At 63.4% G+C, this 21,246-nt stretch carries 22 protein-coding genes and 1 tRNA gene; 12 read left to right on the forward strand and 11 right to left on the reverse strand.

The window, feature by feature from the left end:
• Positions 1 to 100: 100 nt before the first annotated feature.
• The 6 genes from J2Y48_RS04660 to J2Y48_RS04685 all read right to left on the reverse strand — a co-directional run bounded on the left by J2Y48_RS04660 (position 101) and on the right by J2Y48_RS04685 (position 5,098).
• Positions 101 to 832 carry an ABC transporter ATP-binding protein gene (locus J2Y48_RS04660; protein WP_310413453.1) on the reverse strand — a complete coding sequence of 244 codons (732 nt, stop codon included), beginning with the start codon at positions 830 to 832 and terminating at the stop codon, positions 101 to 103.
• Positions 833 to 834: 2 nt separating this feature from the next.
• Entirely contained in the window at positions 835 to 1,581 is a 747-nt protein-coding gene (locus J2Y48_RS04665) for an ABC transporter ATP-binding protein (protein ID WP_310413456.1), read from the reverse strand.
• A complete protein-coding gene (locus J2Y48_RS04670; protein WP_310413459.1) occupies positions 1,578 to 2,558 on the reverse strand; it encodes a branched-chain amino acid ABC transporter permease in 981 nt (326 codons plus the stop codon). Before J2Y48_RS04670 ends, J2Y48_RS04665 begins: the two co-directional genes overlap by 4 nt.
• Entirely contained in the window at positions 2,558 to 3,436 is an 879-nt protein-coding gene (locus J2Y48_RS04675) for a branched-chain amino acid ABC transporter permease (RefSeq protein ID WP_310413462.1), read from the reverse strand. The genes J2Y48_RS04670 and J2Y48_RS04675 overlap by 1 nt, the downstream gene beginning before the upstream one ends.
• A 56-nt stretch (positions 3,437 to 3,492) precedes the next feature.
• Positions 3,493 to 4,629: an ABC transporter substrate-binding protein gene (locus J2Y48_RS04680; protein ID WP_310413465.1), complete on the reverse strand. Its 1,137-nt coding sequence runs from the start codon at positions 4,627 to 4,629 to the stop codon at positions 3,493 to 3,495.
• Positions 4,630 to 5,023: 394 nt separating this feature from the next.
• Positions 5,024 to 5,098, reverse strand: a tRNA-Gly gene (locus J2Y48_RS04685).
• Positions 5,099 to 5,387: 289 nt separating this feature from the next.
• On the opposite strand from J2Y48_RS04685, the gene J2Y48_RS04690 reads away from it, so the two are divergent.
• The 5 genes from J2Y48_RS04690 (at position 5,388) to J2Y48_RS04710 (ending at position 8,316) form a co-directional block, all read left to right on the forward strand.
• Entirely contained in the window at positions 5,388 to 5,909 is a 522-nt protein-coding gene (locus tag J2Y48_RS04690; protein ID WP_310413468.1) for a prolyl-tRNA synthetase associated domain-containing protein, read from the forward strand.
• 59 nt (positions 5,910 to 5,968) lie between these two features.
• Complete coding sequence (trxA, locus tag J2Y48_RS04695; protein WP_310413473.1) at positions 5,969 to 6,922, forward strand: thioredoxin; 954 nt, start codon at positions 5,969 to 5,971, stop codon at positions 6,920 to 6,922.
• 111 nt (positions 6,923 to 7,033) lie between these two features.
• Positions 7,034 to 7,714 carry an LON peptidase substrate-binding domain-containing protein gene (locus tag J2Y48_RS04700; protein WP_310413476.1) on the forward strand — a complete coding sequence of 227 codons (681 nt, stop codon included), beginning with the start codon at positions 7,034 to 7,036 and terminating at the stop codon, positions 7,712 to 7,714.
• 10 nt (positions 7,715 to 7,724) lie between these two features.
• A complete protein-coding gene (locus J2Y48_RS04705) occupies positions 7,725 to 7,913 on the forward strand; it encodes a Trm112 family protein (protein ID WP_310413479.1) in 189 nt (62 codons plus the stop codon).
• A 31-nt stretch (positions 7,914 to 7,944) separates the two neighbouring features.
• Positions 7,945 to 8,316, forward strand: coding sequence for a nuclear transport factor 2 family protein (locus J2Y48_RS04710; protein WP_310413483.1), 372 nt, complete (start codon positions 7,945 to 7,947; stop codon positions 8,314 to 8,316).
• Between the two features lie 16 nt (positions 8,317 to 8,332).
• Here J2Y48_RS04710 and J2Y48_RS04715 read toward each other — a convergent pair whose 3' ends face one another.
• Positions 8,333 to 9,553 (reverse strand): ubiquinone biosynthesis hydroxylase, encoded by a 1,221-nt coding sequence (locus tag J2Y48_RS04715; RefSeq protein ID WP_310413488.1) that lies wholly within the window; start codon positions 9,551 to 9,553, stop codon positions 8,333 to 8,335.
• Positions 9,554 to 9,637: 84 nt separating this feature from the next.
• Between J2Y48_RS04715 and tesB the strand changes: the two genes are divergently transcribed.
• From tesB to J2Y48_RS04745, 6 genes are all read left to right on the forward strand, one after another.
• Complete coding sequence (tesB, locus tag J2Y48_RS04720; RefSeq protein ID WP_310413491.1) at positions 9,638 to 10,522, forward strand: acyl-CoA thioesterase II; 885 nt, start codon at positions 9,638 to 9,640, stop codon at positions 10,520 to 10,522.
• Positions 10,523 to 10,687: 165 nt separating this feature from the next.
• The gene (locus J2Y48_RS04725) at positions 10,688 to 11,083 is read left to right on the forward strand and encodes a P-II family nitrogen regulator (protein ID WP_310413494.1); all 396 of its coding nucleotides are present in this window, start codon (positions 10,688 to 10,690) and stop codon (positions 11,081 to 11,083) included.
• Positions 11,084 to 11,109: 26 nt separating this feature from the next.
• Entirely contained in the window at positions 11,110 to 12,471 is a 1,362-nt protein-coding gene (locus tag J2Y48_RS04730; protein ID WP_310413497.1) for an ammonium transporter, read from the forward strand.
• Positions 12,472 to 12,730: 259 nt separating this feature from the next.
• Complete coding sequence (locus J2Y48_RS04735) at positions 12,731 to 15,370, forward strand: DNA translocase FtsK (protein WP_310413500.1); 2,640 nt, start codon at positions 12,731 to 12,733, stop codon at positions 15,368 to 15,370.
• Positions 15,371 to 15,461: 91 nt separating this feature from the next.
• Positions 15,462 to 16,109 carry an outer membrane lipoprotein carrier protein LolA gene (locus tag J2Y48_RS04740; protein WP_310413503.1) on the forward strand — a complete coding sequence of 216 codons (648 nt, stop codon included), beginning with the start codon at positions 15,462 to 15,464 and terminating at the stop codon, positions 16,107 to 16,109.
• Positions 16,110 to 16,231: 122 nt separating this feature from the next.
• Positions 16,232 to 17,038, forward strand: coding sequence for an exodeoxyribonuclease III (locus J2Y48_RS04745; protein WP_310413505.1), 807 nt, complete (start codon positions 16,232 to 16,234; stop codon positions 17,036 to 17,038).
• 9 nt (positions 17,039 to 17,047) lie between these two features.
• Here J2Y48_RS04745 and J2Y48_RS04750 read toward each other — a convergent pair whose 3' ends face one another.
• Positions 17,048 to 17,503, reverse strand: a complete 456-nt coding sequence (locus J2Y48_RS04750; RefSeq protein ID WP_310413508.1) for a cyclic nucleotide-binding domain-containing protein — start codon at positions 17,501 to 17,503, stop codon at positions 17,048 to 17,050.
• A 109-nt stretch (positions 17,504 to 17,612) separates the two neighbouring features.
• Positions 17,613 to 18,296 (reverse strand): response regulator transcription factor, encoded by a 684-nt coding sequence (locus tag J2Y48_RS04755; RefSeq protein ID WP_310413511.1) that lies wholly within the window; start codon positions 18,294 to 18,296, stop codon positions 17,613 to 17,615.
• A 157-nt stretch (positions 18,297 to 18,453) separates the two neighbouring features.
• On the opposite strand from J2Y48_RS04755, the gene J2Y48_RS04760 reads away from it, so the two are divergent.
• Positions 18,454 to 19,002, forward strand: coding sequence for a L,D-transpeptidase (locus tag J2Y48_RS04760; RefSeq protein ID WP_310413514.1), 549 nt, complete (start codon positions 18,454 to 18,456; stop codon positions 19,000 to 19,002).
• Positions 19,003 to 19,050: 48 nt separating this feature from the next.
• Here J2Y48_RS04760 and J2Y48_RS04765 read toward each other — a convergent pair whose 3' ends face one another.
• Complete coding sequence (locus J2Y48_RS04765) at positions 19,051 to 19,569, reverse strand: histidine phosphatase family protein (protein WP_310413517.1); 519 nt, start codon at positions 19,567 to 19,569, stop codon at positions 19,051 to 19,053.
• 249 nt (positions 19,570 to 19,818) lie between these two features.
• The gene (gene leuC / locus J2Y48_RS04770) at positions 19,819 to 21,228 is read right to left on the reverse strand and encodes a 3-isopropylmalate dehydratase large subunit (protein WP_310413520.1); all 1,410 of its coding nucleotides are present in this window, start codon (positions 21,226 to 21,228) and stop codon (positions 19,819 to 19,821) included.
• Positions 21,229 to 21,246 lie beyond the last annotated feature (18 nt).

Raw genomic sequence — 21,246 nt, forward strand, 5'->3', positions numbered from 1 at the left:
CACACCATCGCCGTCTCTGGGAGCCCAAAGGCCGGGGCAAACACATCCGCCCACCAGAGGCCGTCCGGCTCGCTCGCACCTGCCTGGCATCCGCCGTAGTTCAGTTCTCGGCAGCGTCCCCGCCGACGTGGCCACCAAGGAAAAGCTGTCCTACACGCGGATCGGCAAGTAGCTTTGCCGCCTTGTCGTGCATGCGCGTCTGCCCGAGTTCCAGGACCAGACCGTAGTCGGACATCGCCAGCGCCGACTTGGCGTTCTGCTCGACCATCAGAATGGTAACGCCTCGATCACGCAAGCGGATGAGCGTCTGGAAGACTTCCTGGACGAGATTCGGCGACAGGCCGATCGACGGCTCGTCGATCAGGATCAGCTTCGGATCAAGCAGCAGCGCGCGCGCCACTTCGAGCTGCTTTTGCTGCCCACCTGACAGCTCGATCGCCTTGCGGTCGCGAAACTGCCGCAGCATCGGGAACTGGTCCATGACCGTCTCGATGCGCTGACGCACCTGCGCCTGATCCGGTGTGGTGATGCCGCCGAGTTCCAAGTTGTGGTAGACGGACAGCTGAGGCACCACATTGCGCCCTTGCGGCACGTAGGTGACGCCATGGCCGATCATCTGCCGCGGTGTGCTCCTCGTCACGTCCGTTCCGTCGAGCAGAACCTGCCCGGACTGGATGTTGAGCAGGCCGAAGATCGCCTTGAAGACGGTGGACTTACCGGCCCCATTCGGCCCGATCACCGTGGTGATGGAGCCTTTCGGGATCGAGAACGACACGCCGTTCAGGATGGTGATCTTGCCGTAACCGCCGTGGATGTTCTTCAGTTCAAGCATCGTCAGCCCCCCAGGTAGGCGTCGATGACGGTCTGGTTGGCGCGGATTTCCTCCGGCGTGCCTTCCGCGATGATGCTGCCTTCGGCCAGCACGATGATGCGGGTGCAAAGGCTCATGACGAACTCCATATTGTGCTCGATCACGACAAAGGTCGTGCCATGTTCGGCGTTGTAGGCCGTCAGACGCTCCTTCAGACCGGCGAGCATGGTGAGGTTCACGCCGCCCGCCGGCTCATCGAGCAGCACGAGGCTCGGCCCCGCCATGAAGGCCATCGCCGCATCGACCAGCTTCTGTTGGCCATAGGACAGCGAACCGGCCAGCGTGTCGCGGAGATGGGAAAGGCGGAAGAAGGCGATCAACTTCTCGGCCTCGGCGGTCAGGCCGGCATCACCAGGTCCGAAGAGGCGAGACAGCATGCTGCCGTGGTGCTCCTGGCCGGCAAGGATGACATTGTCGAGCACCGACATTTTTGGAAAGACCGACAGCTGCTGGAAGGTGCGGCCGACGCCGAGCTTGTTGAGCGCGGAGGCGCGCATCCCGGAAACGTTCTTGCCGTTGACCGCGACGTCGCCGCCATCCGGCGGGAGTTGACCGAGGATGCAGTTGAAAAGTGTCGACTTGCCCGAGCCGTTCGGGCCGATCAGGCCAAGGATTTCCCCCTTGTGCACGTCGAACGAGACACCGTTCACGGCCGTGATGCCGCCGAAGCTCTTCTTGATGCCGCGGACGGATAGGACTGGCGCGTTCATTTCAGGCCCGCCCCCTCTTTCATGTCGGCCCGAACCTGGTGTCGAGGCCAGAACTTTTCACGCAACCGCCCCCACACGCCGATCAATCCGGAAGGCACGAACACCAGCATCACGATGACGAGCGCCGAGTAGATGATCAGGTAATACCCCTCGGTGAATCGCAGCACCTCCGGCAGCAGGATCACCACGGCCGCGCCCAGGAATGGTCCGAAGAAATAGCCGGAGCCGCCGACCACGACCATCAACAGGATGCGAAGCGAATGGGCAAGTCCGAACGATCCCGGTTCGATGAACTGCACGAGCGGCGCAATCAGGGTGCCGGCCAACCCGCCGAAGGCCGAGCCGATGGCGAAGGCGAGCAGGGTGATGCGCCGCGTATCGACGCCGAGGCTTTCGGCGCGGATGGGGTTTTCCCGCAGCGCCTTGAAGGCACGTCCCCACGGCGAGCGGACGATGCCCCACATTGCCAGCGCGGCCAGCACGGTTACGCCCAGCGTGAAGTAGTAGAAGTGCAACTGCTTCATCGTCGAGAACAGGCCGAAATCCGGCCGCGGCATGCCGACGAGCCCGTAGGAGCCGCCGGTCAGCCAGTCCTCGTTTCGCAGCACCAGGAAGACCAGCGTGTTGAAGGCGAGCGTGACGAAGGCCAGGAAATGGCCCTTCACCCGCAACGCCGGATAACCGAGCAGCAGGCCGACGACGAAACAGGCTATGAGCGCGAGCGGCAGCGTCAGTATCCAGTGCCAGCCCGCAAGCGTCAGCAGCGACGTCACATAGGCACCGATCGCCATGAATGAAGCCTGTGCCAATGAGATTTGGCCGGCATATCCGAGCGTGAGGTTGAGCCCCATGGCGGCGATGGCAAAAACGAGCCACGAGGTCAGGACGTAGATGATGTAGTTGCCCTGCCCGATTGGAGCGGCGATGGCCAGGACGAGAAGTCCCAGAATGAAGAGAGTGCGCCTGCGACCGTTCATCAGACAGCCCTGCCTTCCGATGTCCCCATGATCCCTTGTGGCCTGACGAGGATGATGCCGATCAGAAGGACAAGCGGCAGTGCCGCACGATATTCGGCCGTGACATAGGCTGCGGTGAGATTGTCGAGAACGCCGATAAGCAGGCCGCCCACGAGCGCACCGCGAATCTGATTAAAGCCCCCCACTATGGCAGCGATGAAGGCGATCAGACCAAGCGTCTCGCCGTTCGAAAATTTGGCCAGATAGACCGGTGTGATCAGGAATGAGGCAAGTGCTGCCAGCGCCGCGTTGATCAGGAAGGCGTACAGTATCATGCGCTTCACGTTGACGCCCAGAATTTCGGCGACGGCGGGATTCTGGGCGGTGGCCTGCATGCAACGGCCCGTACGCGTCCGGTTCAGGAACAGCGTCAGCGCCACGACAATCGCGAGCGAGAGCACGAGATTGAGGATATCCTGCATCGAGAGGACGGCACCGAAGACATTGATCGGGTCGTTCGGAAAGATCGACGGGAACGGCTGTGCTTCCGCGGAGTAGAATTCCTTCACGCTTTCCTTCAGCAGGATGCCGAGGGCCATCGTCGCAATAATCAGCGTGATGCCCCCGTGCGGCAGGATCGGCTCGGCGACAAGCTTCTTGAACATCAGCCCGAGCACCACGACCGAAACAGCGAGACCGAACAGCAATGCGGTCCAGAAAGGCAAGCCGAAAAGGCTCATTCCTGCCAGCACGAAGAAGGCCGGCAGCATGACGAATTCGCCCTGGGCGAAATTCACCGTCTGCGCCGCTTGCCAGACGAGGGTAAAGCCGATCGCGACAAGCGCGTAGATGGAGCCGGTCGCCAAACCGGACAGAAGGACCTGTAGGAACTGGGACATCGCGTCTACTTCCGAAGGCCGCGGCAAGCGTGCTCGCCGCGGCGGGAGAGGGTTGATCAGTTGGCCGGAACCGTGCCGATGACCACCGGCGCGCCGTCCTTGACCTGGACCATGAAGCTCGGACGGGACATCTCGCCCTTGTCATCCCAGCAGGTGTCGAGCAGAATCTTCGGGTAGTCTGCCGCGGTCAGGCAAAGTCCGCGCATCTTTTCGGAGAAGGCCTCGCCGTTGAGGTCGCCCACCATCTCGGTGACGTACTTGGTCGTCCAGGCACCGACATAGCCCTTGATGGCATCATGGGTCGGCTTGCGCTTGAAAGTCTCCTCGAACTTCGTCGTGAAAGCCGCAATGCCAGGCACTTCGGTCGCAGTCGCGGTGACGCCGACGTGGGCGATTGCGCCGTCGGCCGCGGCCCCGGCCAGTTCCACGACCTTGGCCTCGGTCAACGTGACTTCGCCGACGAGCGGCATGGCCAAGCCCTGCTTCTTCGCCTCGATCAGGAAGCGTGCGGACTCTTCCTGGTTCATGTAGACGAAGACGGCCTCGGGGTTGGCTTCCTTGAGCTTGGCAACGTCGGCGGCATAATCGGTCTGCGCCTGTTCCGAAGCGACGTCGATGACGACCTCGATGCCGACCTTCTTCATTTCTTCAACGAAGACGTCGTGACCACCCTTGCCGAACTCGTTGTTGAGCCAGGCCACGCCCACCTTCTTCGCCTTCAGCGTGTCAGTGAAATAATTCGTCAGCGCCGGAACGCCCTTCTGCGCGCCGGACGACGTGCGGAAGACGAACGGATTGCCCTTCTCCACGATGCTCGGCGCCTCCGAGCCGACGAACTGGGGAATGCTGTTCTGCTGCGCAACCAGCATGTTGACCATCGTCGAGCCGGAATAGATCGTGCCGAGGATCGCATAGGCGCCGTCGTCGATCGCCTTCTGGACCATGGCGCGCGAAACCTGCGGATCGGTCTGGGTATCGTATTCACCGACCTCGACCTGCTTTCCGAGAATGCCGCCCTCGGCGTTGATTTCCTCGGCTGCGATCTTGATGCCATCACGCCAATTGGTGCCGGCGGGCGCGCCTGGTCCGGAAAGTTCGGCAACCATGCCCAGCTTAATCGATTCCTGCGCATGGGCCGCGCTGACGGTTGCCAGAAGTGCGGTCGACGCTGCGAATAAGTATTTGCGGTACATTTAAGTCATCCCCTAAAAATTTATGCCTTGGATCTCCGGTGGCTCGGCCTCCTGCCGGAGTCGCCAACGCATTGAAAATACTAGGAGACAAAAGTCAAATTCATCGCTCCCCATCTGCGACGTAATTGGAGGTTTCCACCAATGTTTCCGCTTGCGGCATCGAACTCCCGGCGACCAACATCGCAGAACGACGCGCAGCCGAGTCGTATCGATAGCGGCGAGAGCTGCGGCCTGGAGATGATGCAGGCGACGAACTGCGACGACCGTTGGCCAAATAGCAGTTCGAAAAGCGCTCGAACTGCAATCGCGACGTTCGCACGACCGCACATCGATGCGCAACGCAAACGCGTCGGCACGATCACCGAAAGTAGACTCTGCGCATTTTTGGAAGAAATGGAGCGGGTGAGGCGATTCGAACGCCCGACCCCAACCTTGGCAAGGTTGTGCTCTACCCCTGAGCTACACCCGCTCATCGTCGACGGCCTGGGGTAGTCGGTGGCCGAAGGTCGCTGCGTTGCGGCGACGGGCGGTATATGACCCAAGCGTTTTTCAAATGCAACAGGGAAATGGCGAGATTTTCCAGAAATTTTCGATCGGACCGCGGAAAGCCTGAAATCCGGCCGCTGCCGTGACAGGCGCCCGGCGCAACGCCCGTTGCCTCTGCTTGCGATAGGTTTTAAGCAACAATGCAAGCCAGCCGGTCCATCGCAAACGCTGAACCGGGCAACGGCAAAGGCGGGACACCAGTGGGATCAGACATGGACATGCAGCGCGACGCACGGCGGCCGAAGACCGAAGAGGAGCTTTTCGCCTTCCTCGACGGCCTCGGCATCAAGCACACGACGAAGAATCATGCACCGGTCTTCACGGTCGCCGAATCGGTGGCGCTGCGCGACGAGATCCCCGGCGGCCACACGAAAAACCTGTTCCTCAAGGACAAGAAGGACAACTTTTTCCTTCTGACCGTCGAGGAGAACGCGACCGTCGACCTGAAGACGATCCATGGCGTTATCGGCGCGGCAAGCCGCGTCTCGTTCGGCAAGCCGGAAAAGCTGATGGAATATCTGGGCGTCATTCCGGGTTCGGTTACCGCCTTCGGCGTCATCAACGACACCGGCCTGAATGTGAAGGTGATCATCGACGCGGACCTGATGGCCTACGACATCATCAACGCGCACCCCTTGCGGAACGACGCGACCACTTCGATCGGATCGAAGGACCTGCTCCGTTTCATCGAGGCGACGGGCCACGAGCCGCTTGTCTTGAAAGTGACTGCCTGACATACGATCTTCTGGCGAAATTCGATTGAAGTCGGGCGATGGTCCGTGAGGAGAAGATGATGAGCGACAATCCCTATGCGACATCGTTCGGCGGACAGATGAACGCGGCCGTTAACTATGGCGGCGCCCCCGCGGCCGACCTGATCAAGGACACGACGACCGCGAATTTCGCCAAGGACGTCATCGAGGCCTCGCGCCAGCAGCCGGTGCTCGTCGATTTCTGGGCGCCCTGGTGCGGCCCCTGCAAGCAGTTGACGCCCGTCATCGAGAAGGTGGTCAAGGAAGCCGCCGGCCGCGTGAAGCTCGTCAAGATGAACATCGACGATCACCCTTCGATCGCCGGCCAGCTCGGCATCCAGTCGATTCCCGCCGTGATCGCCTTCGTCGGCGGCCGCCCGGCCGACGGCTTCATGGGTGCCTTGCCGGAAAGTCAGGTGCGCGCCTTCATCGACAAGGTCGCCGGCCCCGCCGGTGCGGATCAGAAGGCGGAGTTGGAAGCCGTTCTCAGCGAGGCAAAAGCGCTTCTGGACCAAAACGACATTGCCGGCGCGGCCGATCTCTTCGGCGCCATCCTGCAGGCGGACCCTGACAGTGCCGCGGCCCTCGCGGGCATGGCCCAGTGCATGATTGCCGCCGGCCAGCACGAAAACGCCCGTCAGGCGCTTGCATCCGCCACCGAGGAAATGGCGAAGGATCCGGCGATCGCCGCGGTGCTGAAGCAGCTCGATCAGATCGAAGAGGCGCGCAAGCTCGGCGACCCGCAGGCTTTGGAGCACGCCCTTGCCGTCAACGCCGATGACCACGCCGCCCGTCTGAAGCTCGCCAAGATCCGCAACGTCGAAGGTGATCGGCAGGCGGCTGCCGATCATCTGCTGATGATCATGAAACGCGATCGCACCTTCGAGGACGATGCGGCCCGGCGGGAGCTTCTCCAGTTCTTCGAGGTATGGGGGCCGAAGGATCCGGCGACAATCGCCGCCCGGCGCAAGCTCTCTTCGATCCTGTTTTCCTGATCGATCGCCCCTCGACATCTTGAGAAATTCGCCGCAAACCCCATTTCAAAGGCATCGCGGCTGTCCGGCCCGCACTCCGGACGCCGCAAAATGCAAGGGGAAGGCGAGAAAATGCATGTCGGAAATGCCCGTTATCTGAAACCGGACGACCTGCCCGGGACGATTCCTGTATTTCCGCTCACGGGCGCCCTGCTTCTGCCGGGCGGGCAATTGCCTCTCAACATCTTCGAGCCGCGCTATCTTTCCATGTTTGACGACGCACTTGCCGGCGGTCGGCTGATCGGCATGGTCCAACCGGTCTTCGGCGACCATGTCGAATCCGATCCGTCGGCGGAGGCGCCAGCGCTTTGCCGGGTCGGCTGCATCGGCCGCATCACCTCCTTCGCCGAGACCGGCGACGGGCGCTACATCACCTCGCTGACCGGGGTGTGTCGCTATCGGCTGATCAGCGAAGTGCGCACGACCAAGGCCTACCGCTGCTTCAATATTGCTCCCTTCATCAGCGATCTTTCCGGCGCCGACGACGAGCGCGGCGTCGACCGCGAGGCGTTGCTTTCCGCCTTTCGCGCCTATCTCGATGCCAACAAGCTGGAGGCGGACTGGGAAAGCGTCGAGCGCGCCAGCAACACGACGCTTGTCAACTCCATGTCGATGATGTCGCCCTATGGCCCCGCCGAGAAGCAGGCACTGCTCGAGGCGCCCGACCTCAAGACCCGCGCCGAAACGCTGATAGCGATCACCGAGATCGTGCTGGCCCGCGATTTCGGCGACGTCGACACACGCCTGCAGTAGGGCAGCACCGATGGACAACAAGACGCATCACGTCGATCCGAAGTTGCTGGAACTGCTCGTCTGCCCGTTGAGCAAGGGCCGGCTGAGTTGGAACGCGGAAGCCGGCGAACTGGTCTCCGAGCGGGCGAAACTCGCCTATCCAGTCCGCGACGGCATTCCGATCATGCTGGTGTCGGAGGCACGGGAACTGAAGGATTGAGGCCGGACACCCGTACAGGGAGAGACAGGCGATGGACATTCGATCGACCCTGGAGCGACTGTGCGAGGCCTTCAACGCGCACGATCTCGATCGGATCATGGCGTTCTTTTCCGACGATTGCGTCCTTGAGATGCCTAGGGGAGACAAGCCCTGGGGCTCTCGTTTCCAAGGCAAGGAACAAGTTGGAGCAGCGCTGGCCACACGCTTCGAAGGCTTGCCGGACGCCCATTATGCCAATGCCGAGCACTTTGTCGATGCGGACGCCGAGACCGGCATCTCCAAATGGCTCCTCACCGGCACCTCCCGCGAGGGACGGCGAACCGAAGTCCATGGCTGCGACTTCTACACGTTTCGCAACGGCAAGGTGATCCGCAAGGATTCCTACTGGAAGATCGTCGAGTAGCTGCCCAAAGGAATGCTCAGATCGGCTGACCGATCAGCATGCGCGGCTGGTCACTGCCGGAAAGCCCTTCGGCCTGGCGAATGAAGAACGATTTCAGCCCCGGAAGGCGATCGACGATCCCGAGACCGAGATCGCGGACCACCCGCACCGGCGTGATGTCGTTAGAAAAGAGCCGGGTCAGCACATCCGTGGTCACTCCCATGCGGAACGTGTCGAAGCGGCGCCACGTCTCGTAGCGCTCCAGCACCGCGAGCGAACCGATATCCAGCCCCAGCCTGTCCGCCTCGACGATCGTCTCGGCCAGCGCCGCCACGTCCTTGAAGCCGAGGTTCAGGCCTTGGCCGGAAATCGGATGAATGCCATGCGCGGCATCGCCGGCGAGCGCGAAGCGCGGCGCGATGAAGGAGCGGGCCAGCGTCAGGCCGAGCGGGAAGGCCCTGCGGCCGCCGACGATCTTGAGCGCGCCGAGCTTGTGGCCGAAACGGCGCTCTAGCTCCTCCTCGAAGACCAGGTCGTCGCCTGCGACGAGGCGATTGGCGTCCTCCGTCCGTTCGGTCCAGACGAGCGAAGAGCGGTTGCCCGTCATCGGCAACGTCGCAAACGGGCCGGACGGCAGGAAATGCTCCTCCGCGGTTCCCTCGTGCGGCCGCTCGTGCTCCACCATGGTCACGATACCGGACTGGCCGTAATCGAAGCGGATGGTTTTGATGCCGGCAATATCGCGCAGCTTCGAGCGGACGCCGTCGCAGGCCACCAGCAGGCGGGTCTCGATGGTCTCGCCGTTGGAAAGGCGCACCTCGGTCGCGTGCGGACCGGTGGAGAAATCCACCGCCGACGTTGCCCAGTGAACCGGCAGAGCCAGCCGATCAGCGGCAGCAAGCAGGCTGCCGGTCACCGCACGGTTGGGCACCATGTGGGCGAACGGCGAGCTGTCGTCTTCGGAACCGGTGCCCTCGAAGGTCAGGAACACGGGGCGGACGGGATCGGCGGTGCGCGAATCGGTGATCACCATTCGCCGGATCGGTTCTGCCTCCGGCGCGATCTGGTCCCAGACGCCGAGCACGTCGAGAAGGTTGCGCGCGGCAGCAACGAGCGCCGATGCCCGCTCGTCACGCTTCCAGGCTTCGGCCGGCGCGCCGTCGACGAGCTCGACCCTGAGATACGGAGCTGCTGTCTTCAGCGCCACGGCCAGTGACAACCCGACATACCCGCCGCCCGCTACAAGAACGTCGATCATTGTGCTTCTCCCTGCCCCTTGAGCAACCCGAGCAGTCTATATAGAGGACGAAACCGTAGTTTCCTACCGTGGGAGAATGCCCAAATGTCGCGCTCGGTCGAGACCCGTTCACCGATGGAGGAGTTGCTTTCGACGCTGGATCTGGAGCCGCTGGAGGTGAACCTTTTCCGGGGGCGTAGCCCGAAGGTCGGCTGGCAGCGCGTGTTCGGCGGTCAGGTGATCGCGCAGGCGCTGGTGGCGGCCTGCGGCACCGTCGGAAACGACCGCTTCGTCCATTCGCTGCACGCCTATTTCGTCCGCCCCGGCGATCCGACGGTGCCGATCCTGTATGACGTCGACCGCGTTCGCGACGGCGCCGCCTTCACGACGCGGCGCGTCATTGCTGTCCAGCACGGCCGGCCGATCTTCTTCATGACGGCCTCCTTCCACCTCGATGAGGCCGGTTTCGACCACCAGATCCCGATGCCGAACGTGCCACCGCCGGAGGAGTTGCTTGTCGAGGAGCAGATTCGCGAGCGCTTCCTCGCCCAGGCGCCGAAGAACATCCGCGAGTATTGGGAACGCCCCCGGCCGATCGAGCTAAGGCCGGTGGAACTGACGCATTACCTGTCGCCGGAAAAGCTGCTGCCGACCCAGAACGTCTGGGTGCGCGCAACCGGACCGGTTCCGGATGCGCGCCAACTCCAGGCGGCGGTTCTCGGCTACCTCTCCGACATGACGCTGCTGGACACGGCGCTGTTTGCGCATGGAACCTCCGTGTTCGACCGGACGCTCCAGGTCGCGAGCCTCGACCACGCCATGTGGTTCCATCGCCCCTGCGCGCTCGACGACTGGCTCCTCTACGCGCAGGACAGCCCCTCGGCATCGGGCGCGCGCGGGCTGACGCGCGGCAGCCTTTTCAGCCGCTCCGGCGAACTTATCGCCTCGGTGGCGCAGGAGGGACTGATCCGCAAGAAGGCGGCTGACTAATTTTAGCGCATCCGCACGCAATCGCCGTTTTTTTAGGCGGACGCCGCAGCAATTCACTGCCGCTTGTCAAGTTCCTTGCAAAAAAAGCATATTTATCAAACACCTAAAGTAATCACTCGAATCTGGCACGCTCCTTGAATGTGTATGCCCAGCAGCTGCAGCGACATGCTTGCGGCAACGGGAACGGTTTCGGCCGTGGCAAGCACGAAGGATGGGAACCAGATGAAAATTGTGATGGCGATTATCAAGCCGTTCAAGCTCGATGAGGTGCGAGAGGCTCTCACCGCAGTGGGCATCCAGGGCCTGACCGTGACTGAAGTGAAAGGTTACGGCCGGCAGAAGGGGCACACGGAAATCTATCGCGGCACCGAATATGCGGTGAGTTTTCTCCCCAAGCTGAAGATCGAGGTCGCTGTTCCGACCGAAATTGCCGACAGGACCGTCGAGGCAATCGCCACCGCCGCCAAGACCGGCCAGATCGGCGACGGCAAGATCTTCGTCTACTCGATTGACCATGCCGTGCGCATCCGCACCGGCGAAACCGATTCCGAAGCACTGTAAGCACGGCAGATCAGGGAGCACCGTCAATGTCATCGCATACTCTTTCCAGCATGGTTGCCCGCCTGGGCGCCGCCGCAGCAGCACTCCTCGCCCCGGTCGTCGCCTTCGCACAGGAAACCGCCCCTGCGGCGACGGAAGCCGCGGCGGCCACCCCGGTTCCGGACAAGGCCGACACCGTGTTCATGTTCCTGTCCACGCTGCTCGTCTTCTTCATGCTGATCCCGGGCCTCGCGTTGTTCTATGGCGGCCTCGTTCGCGCCAAGAACATGCTGTCGGTGCTGATGCAGTGCACAGTCATCGGCGCCATGATGATGATCGTCTGGGTCGCTTACGGCTATTCCTTCGCCTTCGGCGGCTCGACCAGCCCCTACTTCGGCGGCTTCGCCAAGATCTTCCTGGCGGGCATCTCGGTCGACAGCACGGCCGCAACCTTCTCTGACGGCGTCGTCATTCCGGAATACCTCTTCATGCTGTTCCAGATGACGTTTGCGGCCTTGACCCCGGCCCTGATCGTCGGCGCCTTCGCCGAGCGCATCAAGTTCTCCGCCGTCATCCTCTTCACGCTGCTCTGGGCCACCTTCGTCTATTTCCCGATCGCCCACATGGTCTGGGACGGCAACGGCCTGATCTTCAACATGGGGGCGCTCGATTTCGCCGGCGGCACCGTCGTGCACATCAACGCCGGCGTGGCGGGCCTGATCGGCGCGATCATGGTCGGCAAGCGCACCGGCTTCGGCAAGGACATGATGGCGCCGCACTCGCTGACGCTGACACTCGTCGGCGCCGCCATGCTGTGGTTCGGCTGGTTCGGCTTCAACGCCGGCTCTAACCTCGAGGCCTCGGGTGGAGCAGTGCTGGCCACCGTCAACACCTTCGTCGCGACCGCGGCCGCCATCCTCGCCTGGTCGCTGGTCGAGAGCTTCACCCGCGGCCGGGCATCGTTGCTCGGTGCTGCATCAGGCATGATCGCCGGCCTCGTCGTCATCACCCCGGCCGCCGGCTCGGTCGGTCCGATGGGCGCCATCGCGCTCGGGCTGCTCGTTTCGCCGGCCTGCTACTTCTTCGTCGCCGTCGTGAAGAACAAGTTCGGCTATGACGACACGGCCGACGTCTTCGGCGTCCACGGCGTCGGCGGCTTCATCGGCGCGCTTGGCACCGGAATCTTCACGGCACCTTGGCTCGGCGGCACCGGCGGAGCGGATTTTTCGATCACCTCGCAGTTCATGACCCAACTGACCGCCGTGGTGATCACCATTGCCTGGTGCGGGATCGTCTCTGCCATCCTCTACAAGGTCGTGGACGCGGTCGTCGGTCTGCGCGTAACGGTCGAATCGGAACGCCAGGGCCTGGATCTGTCCTCGCACGGCGAGGCCGCCTACCACGCCTGATGGAGTGCTTGCGACGGCGGCCCGGCTGCCGTCGTTGAACGCCCCATGGCGGCGATTGTCCGAATATGCAGTGCTTGGCCCGGGCCGTTGGTTCGGGCCTTTTTGCGTTGTCAGGCGGCAAATACCGAGGAAACGATCGACACGCTCGCCATGGTTAACATGCCATTAACGCTTGACCCGTTAGGGTCGCAACATCATCCACGCTCCCGAACCGGCGGGAAAAGCTCATCCGGACTGACCGCACGACAGGCTGAAACATATGGCGAGAAGCACATCGGCAATGCTGGACAACCGTCCCGAACGGTTCGTCCTATCCGCCTTTCTCTGGCGGCAGATACGGGCCCTCCTCGGCTTCGGCCTGATCATAGCGCTCGCGCTTGCCGTCGCGGCGCTCTCCACGTGGAACGTGTCCGACCCGAGCCTCTCCTACGCCTCCGGCGGAGAACCGTCCAATGCGCTCGGCTATGGCGGCGCCGTATTCGCCGACGTCTTCATGCAGTTCTTCGGGCTTGCGAGTGTCATCGCGCTCCTTCCCGTCGTCGCCTGGGCGATCGCGCTCGTCAAGAACCGCCGGCTCGCGCGCGTCCTGAAACGCATCGGCGCCTGGTTCGGCGGAGCGGTGCTCGCATCGGCGGCGCTCAGTTGCATTCCCGCGCCGATCACCTGGCCGCTGCCGAACGGGCTTGGCGGCGTTTTCGGCGACATGATCCTGCGGTTTCCGGCCCTGTTCACCGGCACCTATCCGACCGGCACGCTCGCGAGCATCCTCGGCGCCTTGCTGGCTCTTCCCTCGGCCTGGTTGCTGGTCTTCAGTGCAGGCCTGATCGGCAACGACCCGGTGGACGAGGACGAACTCCCGGCGCCGGCGCCGGTCGAACGGACCCGCACCGTCAGCGATGCCGAGGAAGAAGACGAGGCCGAGGGACCGCTGATGCTGGTGGCCGGCGCCCTGACCCATGCCTGGTATACCAACCAGGCCCGGGTACGGCGCCTGTTCGGCCTGTCCGGCCGGAGCAAGACCCATTCGCGCGCCGTCGAGCAGCCGTACGACTTCAACGACGACGAATTCGGCACCCTGAACGAACCCTCGCGGCCAAAAGCTGCATCAAGGTTCTCCGACCGGGTCGAACCGTCGATGGAGGGTGGTGCCCGCCGCGCCGTAACATCGCCGCCGATCTCGTCCTTCGATGACGATGAGGACGACGGCGCAGAGCTGCCGCGTCCGGCCGGCATCCTGCCCGACGACGACGATTGGGCACCACGTGCCGCCCCGGCCGGGCCTGCGGGTCTGCGTTCGCGTATCGCCGCCGCCGCGCCGAAGCCGAAGGCCGGCCAGCGGATGGAGCGCGAGGCCCAGTCCTCGCTCGTCGGCCCGGATGGCTTCCAGCTTCCATCGCTGCACCTTCTTGCAGAGCCGCGCAACGTCACGCGCGATGCTTCGCTCTCGGCCGATGCGCTGGAGCAGAACGCCCGCATGCTCGAGGGCGTGCTCGAGGACTTCGGTGTCAAGGGCGAGATCATCCAAGTGCGCCCCGGTCCGGTGGTGACGCTCTACGAACTGGAGCCTGCGCCCGGCATCAAGTCGTCGCGCGTCATCGGCCTCGCCGACGACATCGCCCGCTCGATGAGTGCGATCGCCGCCCGCGTCGCCGTGGTTCCCGGCCGCAACGCGATCGGCATCGAACTGCCGAACCAGAGCCGCGAGACCGTCTATCTGCGCGAACTGTTGGCCAGCCGCGACTTCGAGACCAGCAAGGCGAAGCTCGCCATGGCGCTCGGCAAAACGATCGGCGGCGAGCCGGTCATCTCCGATATCGCCAAGATGCCGCACCTGCTCGTCGCCGGCACCACCGGTTCGGGCAAGTCGGTGGCGATCAACACGATGATCCTGTCGATCCTCTATCGCCTGAAGCCGGAGCAGTGCCGGCTGATCATGATCGATCCGAAGATGCTGGAACTCTCCGTCTACGACGGCATCCCGCACCTGCTCTCCCCGGTCGTCACCGATCCGAAGAAGGCCGTCGTGGCCCTCAAGTGGACCGTCCGCGAAATGGAGGAGCGCTACAAGAAGATGTCGAAGATCGGCGTGCGCAACATCGACGGCTTCAACAGCCGCGTCGAGCAGGCGATCGCCAAGGGTGAGGCGATCACCCGCACCGTCCAGACCGGCTTCGACCGCCAGACCGGCGAGGCGATGTACGAGACCGAGGAATTCGACCTGCAGCCGATGCCCTATATCGTCGTCATCATCGACGAGATGGCCGACCTGATGATGGTCGCCGGCAAGGACATCGAGGGCGCCGTGCAGCGCCTGGCGCAAATGGCGCGCGCCGCCGGCATCCACGTCATCATGGCGACGCAGCGCCCGTCCGTCGACGTCATCACCGGCACGATCAAGGCGAACTTCCCGACCCGCATCTCCTTCCAGGTCACCTCGAAGATCGACAGCCGCACGATCCTCGGCGAGCAGGGCGCAGAGCAACTGCTCGGCATGGGCGACATGCTCTACATGGCCGGCGGCGGGCGCATCCAGCGCGTCCATGGCCCGTTCGTCTCCGACCACGAGGTCGAGGCCGTGGTCGCCCATCTGAAGACGCAAGGCGCGCCGCAGTATCTCGACGCCATCACCGAGGACGACGACGAGGACATGGACGGCGGCGGCCCGGCCGGCACGTCGAACCTCGAGGACTCGGACGACCCGTACGACCAGGCCGTGGCCGTGGTCCTGCGTGACGGCAAGGCCTCGACATCCTATATCCAACGCCGGCTCGGCATCGGCTATAATCGGGCCGCCTCGCTCATCGAACGGATGGAGCAGGAGGGCATCATCGGGCCAGCGAACCACGCGGGCAAGCGCGAGATCCTGGTCCCGACGGAAGATGAAATCACGAACCGGTAACGTTCCTTGCCGCAGCGCGAACCGGCGCCGGAGATTGCGCCTTGATGGCGCCGTACTTGGCGTACATGAGAGCGACATAAAGGAGATCAACATGCGCGCTGACCAAACGACCGCTGGCATGGGTACCACGCGACGCGGCTTCGTCGGTCTGACGGCGCTGCTGCTCGCAGCCGGACCGTCCATCCTGGCGCCGCGCCCGGCCGCCGCCCAGGCTTCCGGTGCGGCTCAGCGGATCGCCGACCATTTCTCCTCCGTGAAGACGATGATGGGCGAGTTCGTGCAATTCGGCCCGCGCGGCGAGCAGACCGGCGGCAAGTTCTACATCAGCCGCCCCGGCAAGATCCGCTTCAACTACGAGGACCCTTCGCCGATGCGCGTCATTTCCGACGGCCGCACGGTGGTGATCGGCAACCGCAAGCTCAAGACCTGGGACGTCTATCCCCTGTCCAAGACGCCGCTCAATCTGCTGTTGGGCAACCGCATCGATCTCTCGACACGGATGGTGCGCGGCGTGAAGGAGGAAGCCGACCTGACGACGATCGTGCTCGGCGACCGCAACATGTTCGGTGATTCGACGATCACCATGATGTTTGACCCGAAGACCTACGACCTGCGCCAGTGGACGATCCGGGATGCGCAGGGCAAGGACACATCCGTCATGATCTTCAACGTCAAGACCGGCGTGCAGCTCGACGCGAAGATCTTCAGGATCCCCTTTGAGGAGATCCACGGTCGATAACCGTATCCCGTCGGCCCGAAGACATCAAAGCCGCAGAGGTTTCGCCGCTGCGGCTGTTTTCTTCTGTGCAAGACCCGTCTAAGTACCTGGCAAACCTGACGCTGGGAATACGAGGACACCGAATGCCGCTTTCGATCGCAACCTGGAACATCAACTCCGTCCGGCTGCGGATCGGCCTTGTCGAGCATTTCCTCAAGACCTACGAACCGGACATCCTGTGCCTTCAGGAAACCAAATGCCCGAATGACCAGTTCCCGTCGAAGCCGCTAAAGGCGCTCGGCTATGAACACATCGTCATGCATGGCCAAAAGGGCTATCACGGGGTCGCGACGATCTCCCGGCTTCCCCTGACCGAACTCGTCGAGCGGCGCGATTATTGCGGCGTCGGCGACGCGCGGCACCTGTCGGTCGTCTTCACGCATGGCGGCAAGTCGATCCGACTGCACAATTTCTATGTGCCGGCCGGCGGTGACGAGCCGGATCGGACGATCAATCCCAAATTCGGCCACAAGCTCGACTTCATCGAGGAAATGAAGCTGTTGCATGCGGAAGCCGAGGCCGGCATTTCCTCCATCCTCGTCGGCGATCTCAACATCGCTCCGCTGGAGCACGACGTCTGGTCGCACAAGCAGTTGCTCAAGATCGTCAGCCACACGCCGGTCGAGGTTGAAGGGCTGACGGAAGTGATGACAAAAGGCGCATGGGTCGACCTCATGCGCCGCAAGATCCCGGCCGACCAGAAGCTCTACACCTGGTGGAGCTATCGCGCCCAGGACTGGGCCGCGGCCGACCGGGGGCGCCGTCTCGATCATATCTGGTCGTCGGTCGATCTCGACGCGCATCTGTCCGACATCACCGTGTTGCGCGAAGCGCGCGGCTGGGAGCGCCCCTCGGATCACGTGCCGGTCATCGCGACGTTCGACCTGTAAGAGAGAGGTTCAGGCGAAGCGGCCGGCCATGCCCTTCGCGCCGCTGATCATGACTTCCAGATTGGCACGGATGCGCTCCTGCACCAGCATCGCCACGTCCGGATACTCTTCCAGCATCCGTCGGAACAGCGGACGGTTGATGCGAATGACCTCGCTGTCTTCCGTCGCCGTGGCGGTGAACTTCCGCTCGACGACGGAGATCATCGCAAGCTCGGACAGAAGCGACCCGCGGCCGGCGGCGCCCTCGTCCCGCACCGAGCCGTCGCGCGCGGTGGAATAGAGGCGAAAATTGCCCGAGGCGATCACGAAGCCGCAATCGGCGGACGTGCCTTCGCGAAACAGCGTCTGGCCTTCGACGAGCCGGCGGCGCTCGGCGCCAAAGGCCATCAGCCGCAGCTTGTCTTCCGAAAGTCCGGAAAACAAGGGAACCTGCGCGAAAAGCCTGATATCGTCTATGAGAGCCAAGCGGCGCCTCCGGCATGCTGTCGAGGCTCCGCGAACCGCAAAGCCTTGTCGAACTCTTGGCGAATCCAATATCGGCAACGACCCGCCGCGTCCAGCGGGCGCGGGAGCATCAAGGGACGATCTTGTAGCCGCCGTTCTCGGTGACGAGGATCTCGGCATTCGACGGGTCGCGTTCGATCTTCTGGCGCAGCCGGTACACGTGGGTTTCAAGCGTATGAGTCGTGACGCCGGAGTTGTAGCCCCACACCTCTTCGAGCAGGACATCGCGGGTGACCACCTTCTGGTCCGCCCGATAGAGATAGCGGATGATCGCCGCTTCCTTCTCGGTGAGACGGATCTTCTGGCCGTTGTCCATCGTCAGGAGCTTCTGGCCGGGCTTGAAGGTGTAGGGGCCAACGGTGAAGGTGGCGTCCTCGCTGCTCTCGTGCTGGCGCAGTTGTGCACGGATGCGGGCGAGAAGCACGGCAAAACGGAACGGCTTCGTGACGTAGTCGTTGGCGCCCGCTTCCAGACCGAGGATGGTGTCGGAATCGGTGTCGTGCCCGGTCAGCATGATGATCGGCGCCTTGAAGCCGCCCTTGCGCAGGAGCTTGACGGCCTCGCGCCCGTCCATGTCCGGCAGGCCGACATCCATGATCAACAGATCCACCTGGCCCGCGCGCGCGGCCTGCATGCCCTTGGCCGCCGTCGTTTCCTCAAGGATCGTGAACTCCTCGTAAAGCGCTAGCTGCTCGACCAGCGTTTCACGCAGGTCGTTGTCATCATCGACAATGAGGATCGTTCGCGACGTCATCTTTTCCCTTCCGGTATTCGAGATGAACCTAAGCAAAATTGTCTTTTTGACAACCCCGCTTGGGTTATTGGTAAGCTCCGGGTCCCACAGCCGTGCCAGTGTATTTGCGGAGATTGGCGGACATGACACAACTGCATGAGCACCTACGGGCCGCAGCATGAGACGAATAGCAAAGACAGCACCAGAAAAACACGGCACAATCGTGGTCCGGCGCGCCCCTGCGAAAAAGAGCCGCGCCATTCTGCAATACGGAGGGTTGCGCATTCCGGCCGCGATCGGCCGCAGCGGTACAACTGCCCTAAAGCGCGAAGGCGACGGCGCCACCCCGATCGCGTCGATGCGCCTGCTTCACGGCTTCTGGCGGGCGGATCGGATGAAAGGGCCTGCGACCGGCCTGCCGATGCGACGCATTCGCCCTGGCATGCTGTGGTGCGATGCGCCGGAGAGCCCGTCCTACAACCGGCTCGTGGACGCGCCCTTCCGGGCCAGCCACGAGGAGATGCGACGTACCGACGGCCTCTATGACGTCTGCCTCGTTCTGGACTGGAACATCACGTCGCGGCGCAGGAACAGGGGATCGGCCATCTTTTTCCACCTCATTCGGCCAGGCTATGAACCGACGGCCGGCTGTGTCGCCGTGACGGCGGGCGACATGATGCGGCTGCTGCCGTTCCTGCGACGGGGCACCCGGCTTCGCGTGATCTGAGGCGTCGTGCGCACCGGCGACGGTCGAGAGTAGTCCGCGCAGCGCCTTTCAGGCGATGGACTTCGGCGTCACAAAGCGTTCCAGCGTGCCGGTCCCGGCATGCACATCCGACCAGAACTCCAGCGAGAAATCGAACACCGCCAATGCGGCGGTTGGAAATTTTTCGCCAAGCCGCCTGACGGCATCGGCGTCCCCGGCGCCGACGAGGGCGAGCGCAAACTGCTGCAATCCGGGATTATGGCCGACCAGCATCAGGCAGCGCACGGTGGCGTTGGTATCGCGAACCACCTCCACAAGCCGGTTTGGCGGCGCCTCGTAGATCGCCTCGATGTCACGCTTTTTCACGCCCTTTGGCAGATTCGGACCGACCAGGTTCCAGGTCTCCTGCGTCCGCCGGGCCGTCGAGACGAGGACCAGGTCCGGTATCAGGCGCTCCCGCGCCATGTAGGCGCCCATCCGCGGTGCCGCTTTCTGTCCGCGCGGCGCCAGCGGCCGCTTCTCATCCGCGACGTCGTCCGGCCAGGCGGATTTCGCATGGCGCAGCAGAATAAGGCGGCGGTCGGTCATCGTCTGCTCCTCCGAACGCATGAGAGCAATGGATGTTCAATCCCTCTAAAGCGCGTCGCGATCTTTCAGATTCGCTTTGCCACGCTTTAGGTCCTTGTTCCTCCGCATGTCTTCGTCCCGAAACCGGTTCCCACTTTCGGGAGACATGCTCTAACTACGGCGACCATCCCGGCCCAAATGCAAGAGGCCGCCCTTCGCGGACGGCCCCTTCGATCTGCACATTCGCAGCAATGGCCGCGCGGGCCCGGTTCAGTTGAACTCGCGGATGTCGACGAAATGGCCGGACACGGCGGCCGCCGCCGCCATCGCCGGCGAGACGAGGTGCGTGCGGCCCTTGAAGCCCTGGCGGCCTTCGAAGTTGCGGTTCGAGGTCGAGGCGCAGCGCTCGCCCGGCTTCAGCCGGTCGTCGTTCATGGCGAGGCACATGGAACAACCCGGCTCGCGCCAGTCGAAGCCCGCTTCCTTGAAGACCTTGTCGAGCCCTTCCGCTTCCGCCTGCTCCTTCACCAGGCCCGAGCCCGGAACGATCATCGCACTGACGGTCGAGGCCACCTTCTTGCCCTCGACGACCTTGGCGACTTCGCGCAGGTCCTCGATGCGGCCGTTGGTGCACGAACCGATGAAGACGCGGTCGATGGCGATGTCGGTGATCTTGGTGCCCGGCTTCAGGCCCATGTAGTCGAGGGCGCGCCACTTCGAGGCCCGCTTCGTCTCATCGGCAATCTCGTCCGGGTTCGGCACAATGCCCTGCACCGAGACGACGTCCTCCGGCGAGGAGCCCCAGGAGACGATCGGCGGCAGGTTGGCGGCGTCGAGCACGACGACGCGGTCGTAGTGCGCGCCCTCATCGGTGTGCAGCGTCTTCCAGTAATCGAGCGCCATGTCCCAGGCCTTGCCCTTCGGCGCGCGCGGCTTGTCCTTCACATAGGCGAAGGTCGTCTCGTCAGGCGCGATCAGGCCGGCGCGGGCGCCGCCTTCGATCGTCATGTTGCAGACCGTCATGCGGCCTTCCATCGACAGCGAGCGGATCGCCTCGCCGGCGAACTCGATGACGTAGCCGGTGCCGCCGGCGGTGCCGATCTCGCCGATGATGGCGAGGATGATGTCCTTGGCTGTGACATGCGGCGGCAGCTGGCCGTCGACGCGCACCAGCATGTTCTTCGCCTTCTTCTGGATCAGCGTCTGGGTGGCGAGCACGTGCTCGACCTCGGAGGTGCCGATGCCGTGCGCAAGCGCGCCGAAAGCACCATGCGTGGAGGTGTGGCTGTCGCCGCAGACGATCGTCATACCGGGCAGCGTGAAGCCCTGCTCCGGACCGACGATGTGGACGATGCCCTGGCGGATGTCATTCTCCGAGTAATATTCGACGCCGAATTCGGCGGCGTTGTTGGCGAGCGCCTCAACCTGGATGCGGCTTTCCTCGTTCTTGATGCCGTTCTTGCGGTCCGGCGAGGTCGGCACGTTGTGGTCGACGACGGCGAGCGTCTTTTCCGGATGACGGACCTTGCGGCCGGCCATGCGCAGGCCCTCGAACGCCTGCGGGCTCGTCACCTCATGGACGAGGTGCCGGTCGATGTAGAGAAGACAGGTGCCGTCTTCCTGCGTGTTGACGACATGGTCGTCCCAGATCTTGTCGTAGAGGGTACGGGGTGCGCTCATGGCTCTTCATCCGGTTGA

This window comes from Mycoplana sp. BE70, assembly GCF_031455855.1.
GTDB lineage: Bacteria > Pseudomonadota > Alphaproteobacteria > Rhizobiales > Rhizobiaceae > Mycoplana.